The following is a 14,388-nucleotide window of genomic DNA, read 5'->3' as shown; positions in this document are numbered from 1 at the left end:
CGGCGTGAAGTTGCTCATGGGAGCGGCGGCCAGAGAAGGGGCGCGGCGCGGCGCGGTGGCGGGGGCGAGCGCGGGCGAATGAGACGAACGAAGCGGACGCGGCGAACGAAGCGGACGGGGCCGGACGAGGCGAATGAAGCGAACGAGAGCGAGCGCAAGCGTACGACGCGCGCGCCGGCTACCCGATCCCGCCAACCGCCCGCCCCGCCGGTCTCCGCCCGTCGTTCAGCAGGCCACCGCGGCGCGCGGCGGCTCGCCGCGCTCGCGCAGCGCGGCGCGGCCGGCGTCGAGGTCGACGACCGCGAGTCCGCCCGGCTGCTGCTTCGCGCGTCGCTTCGCGAGCGCGGCGACCGACGCGATCTCGTCGCTGCCGTAGCGCATCGCGTCGTTGGCGCCGGCCGGCACGCCGACCGCGCCGATCGCCATCGTCACGAAGCCGAAGAACGCGGCGTTGCCGTGGCGGTCCTCGCCGCGCAGCCCGCCCGCCAGCCGGTCGGCCTGCGTATAGAAGCGCAGCGCGCCTTCGTTGAAGCGCGCGATCGCCTCGGTCGCGCGCGCCTGCCAGTCGTCGCGCTGGAACAGCACCAGGAAATCGTCGCCGCCGACGTGCCCGAGAAAGTCGCGCTGCGGATCGCACACGCCGGCCAGCACCGTCGCGGCGAACTTCAGCACTTCGTCGCCCTGCCAGTAGCCGTACTGGTCGTTGAACGGCTTGAACTGGTTCAGGTCGACGTAGCACGCGTGGAAGCCGGCGTCGCGCGCGAGCAGGCGGTCGATATGCGCGCTGATCGGGATGTTGCCCGGCAGGAACGTCAGCGGATTCGCGTAGCGCGCGGCCTCGATGCGCATCTCGGTCACCGCGCGCACCAGGCTCTCGCCGGTGCCGAGCCCGACGTAGCGGCCGTGTTCGGTGATCACGAAGCCGTCCGCCAGATAGCGCTGGTCGTGGCGCGCGAGCAGCATCGCGAGCTGCTCGACCGTCGTCGCGTTGTCGATCATCAGCGGCGCATCGTTCGCGAACTGCAGACACGGCTTCTTGCCGAACACCTCGCGGTGATACGGCAGCGCGAAGCGGTCGATGAAGCCGTGCCGGTTCACCAGCGCGACCGGCCGGCTGGCTTCGACGAGCGCGACCGCGTGCAGGCCGGGCATCCGGTTGAACAGGTCGAGCACGTCGTTGTTGGTCGCGTCGCGCGGCAGCGCCGGCGCGGGCACCAGCATCTTCGCCGCGATCGTCGCGGCCGGGCGCACGCTGCGCGTCGCGCCGGGAAACACCGCGATGTGCGGCGTATGGATCGCGTCGCGGGCGGCCGGCGCCAGCAGCGCGGACGGGCGCGCGCTCGGCCGGCCGAGCAGGAAGCCCTGCACGCAGCAGATTCCGATGTCGCGCACGACGGTCAGGTCGCTCTCGTTCTCGATCCCTTCCGCGATCAGCTTCGCGCCGCTTGCTTGCGCGAAATGCTGCATCGCCCGGACCGCCTCGAACTTGAGCGGATCGCGCGCGATGTCGTGAATGAAGAAGCGGTCGATCTTCACGACGTCGGGATGCAGGCGCAGCCACAGGTTCATGCTCGCGTTGGCGGTGCCGTAATCGTCGAGCGCGAACTGGATGCCCGCATCGCGCAGCGTCTCGACCGCCGGCCCGATGCGCGCGATGTCGGGCATCGTCGCCTGCTCGGTGAGCTCGATCACGATGCGCTCGGCGCCCACGCCCGCGCGGGCGAGCAGTTGCCGCGCGCGTTCGCGTTCGCGCGCGAGCTGCACGATCGTGCGCGCACTGAAGTTGAGGAACAGCTTGCCGTCGCAGCCGAGCGCCGCGAACGCGTCGATGCAGGTGAGCGCGGCCGCCTGTTCGAGCGCGATGGTGGCGCCGTCGCGGGCGGCCTGCGCGAACAGCGCGTTCGGCGCTTCGAGATCGGTGCCGCGCGGGCCGCGGATCAGCCCTTCGTAGCCGACGACGGTGCCCGACGCGAGATCGACGATCGGCTGGAATACGGCGGCGAGCGCGCGCTCCGCGATCAGGCGCGTGGTGACGGCGGCAGCGGAGCCGGAAGTGGGCGGAGGCATGGGCGGGCTGAAGCGAGGGTACGCCAGACTTTAACGGCAACTCGCGCGGACAATTGAGTGAAGATTTCGTGACCTGATGCACGTGGATGGTGCATCGGTGTGCGGCGAGCGGCGAAGAGGGCACGGCGCGCAGGCGAGCAGCCGCAAGCGAGAGCGAGCCGGGACCGCAAAACCCACAACGCCGCAGCCCGCGAACCCCGCCCGCGGCAAGCACCCAGCCAACCGCCTCCTACCGCTACGCCACCTGCGCCCGCCCGCGTCAGCGCCTGCCCGCGTTCAGCCCGCGGCCGCCGCGTGCGCCCGCGGCGACCCGTCCCCCATCTTCGCCGCTCGTGTCGCGCGCGCCCCAGCGTTGCGCGAGGGCCGCGCATGTCATCAGCTGGATCTGATGAAACAGCATCAGCGGCAGCACGATCGCGCCGACTGCCTGCGCGGAGAAGATCACCTTCGCCATCGGCACGCCGGCCGCGAGGCTTTTCTTCGATCCGCAGAAGATGATCGTGATCTGGTCGGCGCGGTTGAAGCCGAGCCGCTTGCCGACGAAGGTGGTCAGCAGCAGCGCGATCGCCAGCAGCACGATGTTGACGATCAGCAGGCCGCCCAGCGCGCGCGCCGGAATCTGATGCCACAGCCCCTGGTTCACGGCCTCGCTGAACGCGACGTAGACGACCAGCAGGATCGAGCCCTGATCGACGAAGCGCAGCACGCCGCGATTGCGGTCGATCCAGCAGCCGATCACCGGACGCAGCAGCTGCCCCGCGATGAACGGCACGAGCAGCTGCATCACGATGCTGCCGACCGTGCTCCACGGCGACGCGGCCGCGGCCGACTGCGACGTGATCATCAGCCCGACGAGCGCGGGCGTCACGAAGATCCCGAGCAGGCTCGACGCCGAGGCCGCGCACACGGCGGCCGGCACGTTGCCCTTCGCGATCGACGTGAACGCGATCGACGACTGCACCGTGGACGGCAGCGTGCAGAGGAACAGCACGCCGGCGTAGAGCGTCGGCGTGACGAGCGGCTGCAGCACGGGTTTCAGCGCGAGGCCGAGCAGCGGAAACAGCGCGAAGGTGCTGAGCAGCACGACCGCGTGCAGCCGCCAGTGGGTCGCGCCGGCGATGACGGCTTCGCGCGACAGCTTCGCGCCGTGCAGGAAGAACAGCAGGCCGACCGCGACGTTGGTCGCCCAGTTGAACGCATGCGCGGCCGCGCCGTGGCACGGCAGCAGGCTCGCCAGCACGACGGTGCCGACCAGCGCGAGCGTGAAATTGTCGGGAAGAAAGCGTGGACGGGCCATGGTGAAACTCGAGTCGGAAACAACGGCGGGGGCAGGCGCGCGTGTCGCGCGCGCGAAGCCGCTATTGTCCGGCCAGCGAATTCAATACACAAATTCATTGTGGGAATCGATTGATGATTCCATTGCACGGGAGCCGGTGTCGCGGCGGGTCGAAATCTGCGCCAATCCACCGAAGAATGTTCTGCGACGATCGCGTCAGGAAGTGAAAAAACCTAGCAGTAACATGGTGTTACACCGATGCCGGCGACCTAACACTTTTTGGCTCGACACCGTTTCGGGCCACCCATAAATTACTGCTGAAAGGCTTGCGTCGGCCGGGGAGTGTCCGGCTGCGGGCCGCAACAGGCACTGAGCGATGGCGGAACGGGCGAAACGGAAGATCGGACGATGGGTGGCAGGGGCGCTCTGCGCGCTGCTGGTGCCGCTCGCGCTTGCCCAGCCGCCGCGCGGCGGCGCAGGTTTCGGCGCCCAGGGTTTCGGTCACGGCTTCGGTCATGGCCTCGGCGCCGGCACGCGCGCATACGGCCAACCGGCCGCGGGCGTACCGGTATGGCGTCGCGGTGCGCCGGCCGGCGGCGTGCGCAGCGGCGGCGTGAACGGCTACGGCGCCCGCTGGGGGCTGCGGCCGACGCCGTCGTACGGTCATTACGCCGCGCAGAACCCGTACCGGCCGATCAGCGCCGATTCGCGCCAGGTGCCGCATCCGTCCGGCGGCGGCAACGTGCCGCTGCGCGCGGGCTCGATCCGCGCGGACGTCGCGCGCTACAACGAGGAGCGCGGCGGCCGTCCGATGCCGCCGCCGCGTGCGCAGGAAGAATCCGGCCGCTCGCCGTTTTTCTCGCCGTTCTACCGAAACTGAGCGCACCGCGCGCTCGTCCCCCGCGCTGTGATGCGAATTCGCCACAGTCGCCCACACATTTCCGCTGATTTTCCCGACGCATTGCGCTATCTTTCGCGCCCGGCACGCGCGCCGCGCGGCCGGCCGGCCGCGTGTCCGTCCCGCGCCGGGCCGCCGCGATGCGCCGCCGCGCATCTTCGCGCCGAGAAGTTAATGCCGCCGCTATACCCGCAATAAGTGCGCGCAATTTTGGTCGGATAAATCTTCCGTAAAGATGGCTGCGCCCCACACGACGCAAGCACTCGGCCCCAAAAACAACGCTCGCGCCGCTTATCGACTATCGACAAAACCTGGAGATCCCATGAAAGCATTCGCTCGCCGTGCGTCGCGCACGTCCGTCAACCTGATCGCCGCGGCCGCCTGTGTCGCTGCCGCCGCACCCGCCCATGCGCAGTCGAGCGTGTCGCTCTATGGTCAGGTCGACGAGTGGGTGGGCGCGACCAAGTTCCCGGGCAGCGATCGCGCATGGAACGTGTCGGGCGGCGGGATGTCGACGTCGTACTGGGGCCTGCACGGCGCGGAGGATCTCGGCGGCGGCTACAAGGCGATCTTCACGGTGGAGAGCTTCTTCCGGGCGCAGAACGGCCAGTTCGGCCGCTTCCAGGGCGACACGTTCTTCGCCCGCAACGCGTACGTCGGCGTCAGCTCGCCGTACGGCACGGTGACGGCGGGGCGCCTGACGACGCACCTGTTCCTGTCGACGATCCTGTTCAACCCGTTCTACGACTCGTACACGTTCTCGCCGATGGTGTACCACGTGTTCCTCGGCCTCGGCACGTTCCCGACCTATCCGAGCGACCAGGGTGCGGTCGGCGATTCGGGCTGGAACAATGCGCTGTCGTACACGTCGCCGTCGTTCGGCGGCCTGAATTTCGCGGCGATGTATGCGCTCGGCAACACGGCCGGCGACAACCGCTCGAAGAAGTGGAGCGCCCAGTTCAACTACGCGAACGGCCCGTTCGCGGCGACCGCCGTCTACCAGTACGTGAACTTCAACAACGGCCCGCAGGATCTCAGCTCGCTCGTGACCGGCCTGAAGAGCCAGGGCATCGGGCTCGTCGGCGCGACCTACGACCTGAAGTACGTGAAGCTGTTCGGCCAGTACATGTATACGAAGAACGATCAGGCAACCGGCAGCTGGCACGTGAATACCGCGCAGGGCGGCGTCTCGGTGCCGCTCGGCGTCGGCAACGCGATGGCGTCGTACGCGTACTCGCGCGACGCCGGCGGCCTCGACCAGACGCGCCAGACCTGGGCCGTCGGCTACGATTACCCGCTGTCCAAGCGCACCGACGTCTACGCCGCGTACATGAACGACCACATCAGCGGGCTGTCGAACGGCAACACGTTCGGCGCCGGCATCCGCGCGAAGTTCTGATTCGCGCATTCGCCGCCGCGCAGACGCTGCGCGCGCGGCCGGCATGTCGGCCTGCCCGCCCACGAACGGCGCCGCTCACCGCGGCGCCGTTTTGCGTTTGTTGACCTTTATGTTTCCTCGCCTTTGTTACCCTATTGCCAAATTGCATGATTACCTAGGAATTGCGGGCTAGTTCGATGGATACCCTCGTCAGCATGAATGTGTTTCGGTACGTCGTCGAAGTAGGCAGCTTCGTGGGCGCGGCCGAGCGCATGCAGATGTCGGCCGCGATGGCGAGCAAGCACGTGATGCATCTCGAGCAGCAGCTCGGCGCGCGGCTGCTGCATCGTACGACACGACGCGTCGCGCCGACCGAGGCGGGACGCGAATACTACGAGCGCCTCGTGCAGGCGCTGTCGGAACTCGACGAGGCAGGGCAGGCGGTGGGCGCCGCGAGCGTCGTGCCGCAGGGGCGGTTGCGCGTGACGTCGCTGTCGGCGTTCGGCTTGCGGCACGTGATGCAGGCCGTCACCGACTATGCGGGCCGGTTCCCGGACGTGACCGTCGACATGACGCTGTCCGACCGTGTCGTCGATCTGATCGAGGAAGGCTATGACGTCGCGGTGCGCGCGGCGCCGAATGGGTTGAAGTCGTCGTCGCTGGTCGCGCGGCAGATCGCGACCGCGCACATTCTGCTGGTGGCGTCGCCGGATTATCTGGAGCGGCGCGGCACGCCGCAGACGATCGCCGATCTCGCGTACCACAACTATCTGCGGCGCGAGTCGAGCGCCTCGGCGCTCGATGCGCTGGTGATCGACGCGGCCGCCGCGTCGCGCGTGAACCTGAACGGCAACCTGATCGTGAACCATCTCGAAGGGCTGCGCGCGGCCGTGCTCGCGGGCGCGGGCATCGCGCTGCTGGGCACCGAGGTGGTCGGCGACGACATCGAATCCGGCCGGCTCGTGCCGCTGCTGCTCGACGCGGTGCCGCCGCACGAGGCGCCGATCTATGCGGTGTACGCGAGCCGCCGTCACGTATCGGCGAAGGTGCGCTCGTTCGTCGATTTCCTCGCCGCGCGCTTCGAAGGGCAGTCGCTGTGCCCGTCGATCGAGGCGCGGCTGCGCGTGCTGCCGATCACGCGAATCAAGCGAGCTTGACTGGGTTTGCACGCGAGCGTGCGTCGATGAAGAAAGCGCGAACCGTAACTGGGTTCGCGCTTTTTTTATTGCGGCGCGGTTGACGCGGTTGACGCGAGTGACGCGGTTGACGCGGTTGACGCGAGTGACGCGAGTGACGCGAGTGACGCGAGTGGCGCGAGTGGCGCGAGTGGCGCGAATGAACGAGCGACGCCAGTGACGCGACGCGCTCGCGGTGCGTGCGACTTGCAGTGGTCCGCGTGATGGCGCACCCGCAACGTCTGCGTGACATCCGCGCGACCTCCGCGCGCCGCACACGCGGCGCCCGCGCCGCGCGTATCCGTCAGCGTGCGATGCCGAGCCGCGCCTTCGCGTCGTCGTACTCGCGTTTCAGCCGCTCGACGAGCTCGCCGACGCTCGGCAGGTCGTCCATCAGGCCGACGCCCTGGCCGGCGCCCCAGATGTCCTTCCACGCCTTGGCCTTGTCGTTGCCGAAATTCATCTTCGACTTGTCCGATTCCGGCAGCGCGTCCGGATCGAGGCCGGCTCGCTCGATGCTCTCGCGGATGTAGTTGCCGTGCACGCCGGTGAACAGGTTCGTATAGACGATGTCCGACGATTTCGCGTTGAGGATCGCATGCTTGTACGCTTCGACCGCGTGCGCTTCCTGCGTCGCGATGAAGCGCGTGCCCATGTACGCGAGATCCGCGCCCATCGCCTGCGCGGCGAGGATCGAGCCGCCGTTCGCGATCGCACCCGACAGCACGATCGGCCCGTCGAACATCCTGCGCACTTCGCCGACGAGCGCGAACGGCGACGTCGTGCCCGCATGGCCGCCGGCGCCGGCCGCGACCAGAATCAGCCCGTCGACGCCTGCTTCCAGCGCCTTCTGCGCGTGGCGCAGGTTGATCACGTCGTGCAGCACGATGCCGCCGTAGCTGTGTACCGCGTCGACGATCTCGCGCGCCGGCGCGCGCAGGCTCGTGATGAAGATCGGCACCTTGTGTTCGACGCACACGCGCACGTCGTGCTCGAGCCGTTCGTTGGACTGGTGGACGATCTGGTTCACCGCGATCGGGCCGATCACCGCATCCGGGTGCTGCGCCTTGTGGTCGGCCAGCGCCGACTGGATCTGCGTGAGCCACTCGTCGAGCAGTTCCGCCGGGCGCGCATTGAGCGCGGGGAACGATCCGACGATCCCCGCCTTGCATTGCGCGAGCACGAGTTCGGGATAGCTGACGATGAACATCGGCGACGCGATGACGGGCAGCGTCAGATTCTGCAGGACAGCGGGCAATGCCATGTGATTGTCTCCAGTCTCGAGGGCGGCCGGGTCGTGTGCGTGCCGACGCCGGCATCGGTGCTTGCAGTCGAACGAAAGTTCGAGTGTAGCTGCGCAGCGGCGCGTCCGTATTGATACGAACGATCGTGCGATTCTACGCGAGCTTAGCAAAGCGCACGGCGTGCCGACAATCGAGGGAGTGTTCTGTCTCTACGCATTCGGCTGTTGATTGCGCGCAGCGATGTGCCAAGCCTCCTACAATACCGGCCAATAACAAACCGACGAGAAACAAACCATGTCGTTCGACGCGTTCGCACCGTTTCGCGTGACGGTGCAGGACACCGACATCTTCGGTGTCAAAGGAGGCGCGGGGCCGCCGCTTCTGCTGCTGCACGGTCACCCGCAAACCCACATGATCTGGCATCGCGTCGCCGCGACGCTCGCTCGTCATTTCACGGTGATCGCCACCGACCTGCGCGGCTACGGCGCGTCGGGCAAGCCGCCGAGCGATGCGCAGCATGCGCCGTATTCGAAGCGCGCGATGGCCGCCGATCAGCTCGCAGTGATGCGTCATTTCGGCTTCACGCAATTTCACGTGTGCGCACACGATCGCGGCGCGCGCGTCGCGCATCGGCTCGCGCTCGATCATCCGGCGGCCGTCGAGCGGATGATGCTGCTCGACATCGCGCCGACGCTCGCGATGTACGAGCAGACCGACCGCGCGTTCGCGACCGCGTATTTCCACTGGTTCTTCCTGATCCAGCCGGAGCCGCTGCCCGAAACGCTGATCGAAGGCCGCACCGACGCGTACATCGAGCGCGTGATGGGCAATCGCTCGGCCGGACTCGCGCCGTTTGCGCCGCAGGCGCTCGACGCCTATCGCGCGGCGCTCGCGCAGCCTGGCGCCGTGCATGCGATGTGCGAGGACTACCGCGCCTCGGCGACGATCGATCTCGAACACGATCGTGCTGACCTCGAGCGCGGCAACAAGGTCGCGTGCCCGCTGCGCGTGCTGTGGGGCGCGAACGGGACCGTCGCACGGTGCTTCGATCCGCTGGAAGAATGGCGGCGCGTCGCGCGCGACGTCAGCGGCCGCGCGCTCGACTGCGGCCACTACATTCCGGAAGAAGCGCCCACGGCGCTGATCGACGAACTGCTGGCGTTCTTCGACGCGCGCGACGCGGCTGCTTGAGCGGCAGTACAAGCGGCAGTATGCGCGCCCGGCGCGCTCGCATTGGTCACGCGCGCTGGCGCTGAGTGGCGCCGAGTGGTACGTAGTCGCTTTCAGTGCCCGTCAGCGTCGCCCCGCGTCGTCGTCGACGAGCGGCGGCAGGCGGCGCGGCACGGGCGTCGATTTGACGATCGCCGTGCTCGTTTCGGCGCGCTCCGTCACTTTCGACAGGATGTCGTCGAGATGCTCGATCGTGCGCAGGTACAGCCGGCAGATGAAGCAGTCCTCGCCGGTGACCTTGTCGCATTCGACGAATTCAGGAATGCGCCGCAGCACGTCTTCGACGAGATGCAGTTGTCCCGGCAACGGCTTCACGCGCACGATCGCCTGCAGCGTGTAGCCGAGCGCGCGCGGATCGAGCTCGACGGTGAAGCCGGCGATCACGCCCTGCGCTTCGAGCCGCCGCACGCGATCGGCGGTCGCGGGCGCCGACAGCCCGATCTGCCGCGCCAGTTCGCTGGTCGCGATGCGCGCATCGTCGGCGAGCGCGGCGACGATCGCGCGGTCGGTCGCGTCCAGCGATACCGCGGCCGGCGGTGAAAGGCGTTTCGACATGATCGCTTTGGTTTCGAAGGTGAATCGGCGGTTTCGCTTCAGTCTAGCCGTGGATGCACGGAAAGCAAGCTCCTAGAATCGAAGTCATCTTCCCTCGCCACCGGAGCCCACGATGGTCTCGAACGAAATCCGCCGCGGCGCCGCCGAGATGCTCGTCGCGATGCTGATGTCCGGCACGATCGGCTGGCTCGTGATGTCGTCGCAGCAGCCGCTGTCCAACGTCGTGTTCTTTCGCTGCGTGTTCGGCGCGGCGACGCTCGCGATCGTCTGCGCGGCGCTCGGGATGCTGCGCCGCGCGCTGTTCTCGCCGCGCATGCTCGCGCTCGCGGCGTTCGGCAGCCTCGCGATCGTCGCGAACTGGCTGCTGCTGTTCGCCGCGTATTCGCGCGCGTCGATCTCGATGGCGACCGCCGTCTACAACACGCAGCCGTTCATGCTCGTCGCGCTGGGCGCAATCGTGTTCCGCGAGCGGATCGGCGCGTCGACGCTCGCGTGGCTCGCGGTCGCGTTCATCGGCCTCGTCTGCGTGGTGCGCGTCGAGCCGGCGGTGCTCGCGGTGCCCGGCGAATATCTCGAAGGCGTCGCGCTGTCGCTCGGCGCGGCGTTCCTGTACGCGCTGTCGTCGATCGTCACGAAGCATCTGAAGGGCACGCCGCCGCATCTGCTCGCGCTGCTGCAGGTCGGCCTCGGCGTCGTGCTGCTCGCGCCGTTCGCGCAGTTCGGCACGTTGCCGGCGACGGCCGCGCAGTGGCTCGATCTCGTCGTGCTCGGCGTGATGAACACGGGTGTGATGTATGTGCTGTTGTACGGCGCGATCCAGAAGCTGCCGGTCGCGATGACGGGCGCGCTGTCGTTCGTCTATCCGGTCGTCGCGATCATCGTCGATCGCATCGCGTACGGGCAGACGCTCGCGTGGACGCAGGTGCTCGGCGCGCTGCTGATCCTCGTCGCGGCGGCCGGCGTGAACCTCGGCTGGCGCATCGTGCCGGCGCGCCGCGCGGCGCCCGGCAACTGAGACGCGCGCTCCGGCTTGCCGTCAGGGCTCGCGGCCGGGATTTGCTGCAATGGCTTGCCGGCGACGGCAGATGCCCGATGCCCGATGTCCAACGCCCAACGCCCAACGCCCAACGCCCGCCGTTCGACACCCCAAGCCCCAACCCCAAGCCCGATCCGCGCCCCCCGCTCACTCCCCCACGCCACTGTAAGAAGTTGTAGGGAAACACCCGATGCGATGCAGCACGGTCGCTCGTATGATGCGGGCTGTGACGTTGATCACGTTCACAGGATTCCGATCTCATGCCGTTCGCCACGCAGGCCGAACGGCATTTTTTTATGCGCCGCTGCGTGCGATCAGCCGTCGGCGCGCATCGAGGCGCGCGAGCAGCGCGCGTCGCGCGTCGTCGTCCGACGCGCGCCATCCCTTTATTTCGTCGCGGGTGCGCAGGCAGCCCGCGCACCAGTCGGTGCGCGGATCGATCCTGCAGACGTCGGTGCACGGCGAGGCCACCGTGCCGACCGGTACCGGCGTGTCGCTCATGCGTCGTTGCGCAGCGCGACGTCGGCGACCGGCGCGCCCGTCAGCGCGACGAGCTCCTGCGGCGACAGGTTGAACACCGCGTGCGGATGGCCGGCGGCCGCCCACAGGCTGTCGAGCGCGAGGAGATCCGCATCGATCAGCGTGACCGGTTCGACGAGATGGCCGATCGGACAGACGCCGCCGATCGCATAGCCGGTGTTGTCGCGCACGAACTTCGCGTCCGCGCGACCGACCGCGCCGACCTGCGCCGCGACCTTCTTTTCGTCGACGCGGTTCGCGCCGCTCGCGACGACCAGCACCGGCAGCCCGTCCGACTCGCGGCGAAACAGGATCGACTTCGCGATCTGCGCGACCGCGCAGCCGAGCCCGGCCGCGGCTTCGGCGGAGGTCTTGCCGGTTTCGGCGAGCATCACGATGTCTTTCGCATGCCCGCGTTCGCGCAGCAGCAGCGCGACGCGGCGCGCGGAATCGGGGAGGGTGTCGAACGGAGTGGGTGTCGTCATGGGTGAGTCCGGAAGTGTGAGGCTCAGGTGCAGCTCGGCGCGTCGGCGGCGCTCTGCGCGCGGGCGAGCAGTGCGCGACCGGCGCGCGATGCGTTCGCGCGGCCGATCGCAGTGGAGATGAAGTCGCCGGCGGCGACCACCTGCGCGAGGTCGATGCCGGTGTCGATGCCGAGGCCCTGCATCAGGTACAGCACGTCTTCGGTCGCGACGTTGCCGGTCGCGCCCTTCGCGTACGGGCAGCCGCCGAGGCCGGCCACCGACGCGTGGAAGATCTCGATGCCTTCGAACAGCGCCGCATAGATGTTCGCGAGCGCCTGGCCGTAGGTGTCGTGGAAGTGGCCCGACAGCCGCTCGCGCGGGAACACGCGCGTGACGGCCGCGAGCACCTCGCGCGTGCGCTTCGGCGTGCCGACGCCGATCGTGTCGGCGATGTCGATCTCGTCGCAGCCGAGCGCGGCGAAGCGCTCCACCACGTCGACCACCGAGGCGACCGGCACGTCGCCCTGGTACGGGCAGCCGAGCGCGCAGGACACGCTGCCGCGCAGCCGCAGGCCGGCGTCCTTCGCCGCCTGCGCGACCGGCTCGAAGCGCGCGATGCTTTCCGCGATGCTGCAGTTGATATTGCGCTGCGAGAACGCCTCGCTCGCCGCGCCGAAGATCACCACTTCGTCGGCGCGCGCGGCGAGCGCGTTCTCGAAGCCCTTCAGGTTCGGCGTGAGCACGGAATACACGGTGCCCGCGCGACGCTCGATACCGGCCATCACGTCGGCGCCGTCGGCCATCTGCGGCACCCACTTCGGCGACACGAACGATGCGGACTCGACGTTGCGGAAGCCGGCGCGCGACAGCCGGTCGACGAGCGCGATCTTCACGTCGGTCGGCACGAAGGCCTTCTCGTTCTGCAGCCCGTCGCGCGGGCCGACTTCGACGATCTTGACGGCGGTGGGGAACGTCATGGTTGTCTCCAGTGTCATGTTGTGCGAATTCAGTAGCCGCGCGCGCGGTCGACGATGCCGCCGATCGGCTCGCCGCGCTCGAGCGCGCGGATCTTGCCCGCGATCTGCTCGACGGCTTCGTCGCGCAGCGTCAGCGCGGCGCTGTGCGGCGTGATCGTGATGCGCGGCGCCTGCCAGAACGGATGGTCGGCGGGCAGCGGCTCGTGCTCGAACACGTCGAGCGTCGCGGCCGCGATGCGGCCGCTCGCGAGCGCGTCGAGCAGGTCGGCTTCGACCAGATGCGCGCCGCGCGCGACGTTCACCAGGTACGCGCCCGGCGCGAGCCGCGCGAAGGTGCGCGCGGACAGGATCGCGTCGGTGTCGGGCGTGCTCGGCAGCAGGTTGACGAGCACCTTCGCGCCGTCGATGCACGCGTCGAAGGCATGCTCGCCGGCGAAGGTCGCGATGCCGTCGAGCTGCTTCGGGCTGCGGCTGTAGCCGCGCACCGGCAGGCCGAGCGCGGCGAGCGCCTGCGCGACCTGCGCGCCGAGCACGCCGAGGCCCAGCACCGCGACCGTGAAGCGCCCGCGCGGATGCGGCTCGAGCACCTCCCAGCGCCGCTCGCGCTGCAGCGCGTCGTATTCGTCGAAGCGGCGCAGGTAGCGCAGCACCGCGTGCGTCACGTATTCGATCATCTGCTGCGCCATGCCGGAATCTTCGAGCCGCACGAGCGGTACGTCGGGCGGCAGCGTGCCGGGATGCGCGCGCTCGAGCGCGAGCAGCGCATCGACGCCGGCGCCGAGATTGAAGATCGCGCGCAGCCGCTCGCGCGGCGCGAACAGCGCGCGCGGCGCGCGCCACACGAGCGCGTAGTCGGCCGCGGCCGTGTCGCCCGGCTGCCACTCGCGCAGCTCGGCGTCGGGCAGCGCGTGCGCGAGCGCGTCGCGCCATGCGCCGGCTTCCTGGTGCGGCGTATAGAACAGGAGCTTCATCCGCTTACTTCGCGAACAGCTGGCCGATGTCGGCGAATGCCTTGAACTCGAGCGCGTTGCCGCACGGATCGAGGAAGAACATCGTCGCCTGCTCGCCGACCTCGCCCTTGAAGCGGATGTGCGGCTCGATCACGAAACGCGTGTGCGCGGCGCGGAGTGTGTCGGCGAGCGCATGCCATTCGTCCATCGACAGCACGACGCCGAAATGGCGCACCGGCACGTCGTCGCCGTCGACCGGATTCACCGCGCTCCTGCCGGTCTCGTCAGGGGCGAGATGCGCGACGAGCTGGTGACCGAAGAAGTCGAAGTCGACCCAGTGTTCCGAGCTGCGGCCTTCGGCGCAGCCGAGCAGGCCGCCGTAGAACGCGCGCGCGGCGGCGAGGCTCGTCACGGGGAAGGCGAGATGGAACGGGCGCAGCGCGCCGGCGGGCGAAGCGGACATCGGGCATCTCCTGTCGACCGGAACGGCGCGGCGGCGCGCGGCTCCGATCCGGTGCATGGCAAGCGGGAAGCCCACATTCTACGGTCTCGCGGCGCGTTGCGCCGTCGCCGGGCTGCCGGCGACGCCGAGCGGCCGCGGCGCGTGCAGCCCGCGCAC

The 14,388-nt window shown here is 68.9% G+C and carries 14 protein-coding genes; 5 read left to right on the top strand and 9 right to left on the bottom strand.

Annotation, left to right across the window (positions count from 1 at the left end):
• Nucleotides 1-225 precede the first annotated feature (225 nt).
• A complete protein-coding gene (locus tag MYA_RS13260; protein WP_014723773.1) occupies nt 226-2,067 on the bottom strand; it encodes an EAL domain-containing protein in 1,842 nt (613 codons plus the stop codon).
• A gap of 259 nt (nt 2,068-2,326) precedes the next feature.
• Nucleotides 2,327-3,364 (bottom strand): bile acid:sodium symporter family protein, encoded by a 1,038-nt coding sequence (locus MYA_RS13255; protein WP_014723772.1) that lies wholly within the window; start codon nt 3,362-3,364, stop codon nt 2,327-2,329.
• A gap of 355 nt (nt 3,365-3,719) precedes the next feature.
• On the opposite strand from MYA_RS13255, the gene MYA_RS13250 reads away from it, so the two are divergent.
• The 3 genes from MYA_RS13250 (at nt 3,720) to MYA_RS13240 (ending at nt 6,776) form a co-directional block, all read left to right on the top strand.
• Nucleotides 3,720-4,223, top strand: coding sequence for a hypothetical protein (locus MYA_RS13250; RefSeq protein WP_034192510.1), 504 nt, complete (start codon nt 3,720-3,722; stop codon nt 4,221-4,223).
• A gap of 340 nt (nt 4,224-4,563) precedes the next feature.
• The gene (locus MYA_RS13245; protein ID WP_011886209.1) at nt 4,564-5,640 is read left to right on the top strand and encodes a porin; all 1,077 of its coding nucleotides are present in this window, start codon (nt 4,564-4,566) and stop codon (nt 5,638-5,640) included.
• A 176-nt stretch (nt 5,641-5,816) separates the two neighbouring features.
• A complete protein-coding gene (locus MYA_RS13240) occupies nt 5,817-6,776 on the top strand; it encodes a LysR family transcriptional regulator (protein WP_011886208.1) in 960 nt (319 codons plus the stop codon).
• A gap of 322 nt (nt 6,777-7,098) precedes the next feature.
• Here the strand turns inward: MYA_RS13240 and MYA_RS13235 are convergent, their stop codons facing one another.
• Nucleotides 7,099-8,058, bottom strand: a complete 960-nt coding sequence (locus MYA_RS13235) for an NAD(P)H-dependent flavin oxidoreductase (protein WP_014723770.1) — start codon at nt 8,056-8,058, stop codon at nt 7,099-7,101.
• Between the two features lie 274 nt (nt 8,059-8,332).
• On the opposite strand from MYA_RS13235, the gene MYA_RS13230 reads away from it, so the two are divergent.
• A complete protein-coding gene (locus tag MYA_RS13230; protein ID WP_011886206.1) occupies nt 8,333-9,229 on the top strand; it encodes an alpha/beta fold hydrolase in 897 nt (298 codons plus the stop codon).
• Between the two features lie 102 nt (nt 9,230-9,331).
• Here MYA_RS13230 and MYA_RS13225 read toward each other — a convergent pair whose 3' ends face one another.
• Nucleotides 9,332-9,823, bottom strand: a complete 492-nt coding sequence (locus MYA_RS13225) for an Lrp/AsnC family transcriptional regulator (RefSeq protein ID WP_014723769.1) — start codon at nt 9,821-9,823, stop codon at nt 9,332-9,334.
• A gap of 112 nt (nt 9,824-9,935) precedes the next feature.
• Between MYA_RS13225 and MYA_RS13220 the strand changes: the two genes are divergently transcribed.
• A complete protein-coding gene (locus MYA_RS13220; protein WP_014723768.1) occupies nt 9,936-10,838 on the top strand; it encodes a DMT family transporter in 903 nt (300 codons plus the stop codon).
• Nucleotides 10,839-11,153: 315 nt separating this feature from the next.
• Here MYA_RS13220 and MYA_RS13215 read toward each other — a convergent pair whose 3' ends face one another.
• The 5 genes from MYA_RS13215 to MYA_RS13195 are packed head-to-tail and all read right to left on the bottom strand — an operon-like array spanning nt 11,154 to nt 14,232.
• On the bottom strand, nt 11,154-11,360 hold the full coding sequence (locus MYA_RS13215) for a DUF1289 domain-containing protein (protein ID WP_014723767.1): 207 nt from the start codon (nt 11,358-11,360) through the stop codon (nt 11,154-11,156).
• Nucleotides 11,357-11,863, bottom strand: a complete 507-nt coding sequence (locus tag MYA_RS13210; RefSeq protein WP_011886202.1) for a YbaK/EbsC family protein — start codon at nt 11,861-11,863, stop codon at nt 11,357-11,359. The genes MYA_RS13215 and MYA_RS13210 overlap by 4 nt, the downstream gene beginning before the upstream one ends.
• 23 nt (nt 11,864-11,886) lie before the next feature.
• Entirely contained in the window at nt 11,887-12,819 is a 933-nt protein-coding gene (locus tag MYA_RS13205) for a hydroxymethylglutaryl-CoA lyase (protein WP_011886201.1), read from the bottom strand.
• 29 nt (nt 12,820-12,848) lie between these two features.
• On the bottom strand, nt 12,849-13,790 hold the full coding sequence (locus MYA_RS13200) for a 2-hydroxyacid dehydrogenase (RefSeq protein ID WP_014723766.1): 942 nt from the start codon (nt 13,788-13,790) through the stop codon (nt 12,849-12,851).
• Between the two features lie 4 nt (nt 13,791-13,794).
• A complete protein-coding gene (locus tag MYA_RS13195) occupies nt 13,795-14,232 on the bottom strand; it encodes a VOC family protein (RefSeq protein WP_011886199.1) in 438 nt (145 codons plus the stop codon).
• Nucleotides 14,233-14,388 lie beyond the last annotated feature (156 nt).

This window comes from Burkholderia sp. KJ006 (assembly GCF_000262695.1).
GTDB lineage: Bacteria > Pseudomonadota > Gammaproteobacteria > Burkholderiales > Burkholderiaceae > Burkholderia > Burkholderia vietnamiensis.
Note: the sequence above shows the minus strand (reverse complement) of the source record. Positions and strands in the feature narration are given on the sequence as shown.

Coding starts and splice junctions, on each gene's coding strand:
- MYA_RS13260 (WP_014723773.1), bottom strand. CDS start 2,067: ATGCCTCCGCCCACTTCCGGCTCCGCTGCCGCCGTCACCACGCGCCTG.
- MYA_RS13255 (WP_014723772.1), bottom strand. CDS start 3,364: ATGGCCCGTCCACGCTTTCTTCCCGACAATTTCACGCTCGCGCTGGTC.
- MYA_RS13250 (WP_034192510.1), top strand. CDS start 3,720: ATGGCGGAACGGGCGAAACGGAAGATCGGACGATGGGTGGCAGGGGCG.
- MYA_RS13245 (WP_011886209.1), top strand. CDS start 4,564: ATGAAAGCATTCGCTCGCCGTGCGTCGCGCACGTCCGTCAACCTGATC.
- MYA_RS13240 (WP_011886208.1), top strand. CDS start 5,817: ATGGATACCCTCGTCAGCATGAATGTGTTTCGGTACGTCGTCGAAGTA.
- MYA_RS13235 (WP_014723770.1), bottom strand. CDS start 8,058: ATGGCATTGCCCGCTGTCCTGCAGAATCTGACGCTGCCCGTCATCGCG.
- MYA_RS13230 (WP_011886206.1), top strand. CDS start 8,333: ATGTCGTTCGACGCGTTCGCACCGTTTCGCGTGACGGTGCAGGACACC.
- MYA_RS13225 (WP_014723769.1), bottom strand. CDS start 9,823: ATGTCGAAACGCCTTTCACCGCCGGCCGCGGTATCGCTGGACGCGACC.
- MYA_RS13220 (WP_014723768.1), top strand. CDS start 9,936: ATGGTCTCGAACGAAATCCGCCGCGGCGCCGCCGAGATGCTCGTCGCG.
- MYA_RS13215 (WP_014723767.1), bottom strand. CDS start 11,360: ATGAGCGACACGCCGGTACCGGTCGGCACGGTGGCCTCGCCGTGCACC.
- MYA_RS13210 (WP_011886202.1), bottom strand. CDS start 11,863: ATGACGACACCCACTCCGTTCGACACCCTCCCCGATTCCGCGCGCCGC.
- MYA_RS13205 (WP_011886201.1), bottom strand. CDS start 12,819: ATGACGTTCCCCACCGCCGTCAAGATCGTCGAAGTCGGCCCGCGCGAC.
- MYA_RS13200 (WP_014723766.1), bottom strand. CDS start 13,790: ATGAAGCTCCTGTTCTATACGCCGCACCAGGAAGCCGGCGCATGGCGC.
- MYA_RS13195 (WP_011886199.1), bottom strand. CDS start 14,232: ATGTCCGCTTCGCCCGCCGGCGCGCTGCGCCCGTTCCATCTCGCCTTC.